Origin of the sequence: Shewanella sp. CAL98-MNA-CIBAN-0140, assembly GCF_040309905.1 — a bacterium.
Classification (GTDB): domain Bacteria; phylum Pseudomonadota; class Gammaproteobacteria; order Enterobacterales; family Shewanellaceae; genus Shewanella; species Shewanella psychromarinicola.
Genome location: NZ_JBEOPI010000283.1, coordinates 1 through 238, shown reverse-complemented (window position 1 = coordinate 238; position 238 = coordinate 1). Strand labels below are relative to the sequence as shown.

At 45.8% G+C, this 238-nt stretch carries 1 pseudogene; it reads right to left on the bottom strand.

Going from position 1 to position 238, the window contains the following annotated elements:
- Nucleotides 1–215, bottom strand: a pseudogene (locus tag AAEY93_RS21085) (fumarylacetoacetase); the annotation flags it as partial.
- Nucleotides 216–238 lie beyond the last annotated feature (23 nt).

Genomic DNA, 238 nt, shown 5'->3' with positions numbered 1-238 from the left:
ATGGCATGGCCTTTCATAATAACGGTATCACCATCTTCAATAAAAGTGCGGGTCTCGCCGTTGCTCAGTTCAACTGGTTTAGTCGCATTCCAAGCCAGCTCAAGCATCGAGCCGAAAGTGTCTGGAGTCGGCCCTGAAATTGTCCCTGAACCCATCAAGTCACCGACTTCTACTTTACAACCAGTGATAGTGTGATGGGTAAGCTGTTGTGCCATTGACCAGTACATATATTTAAAAT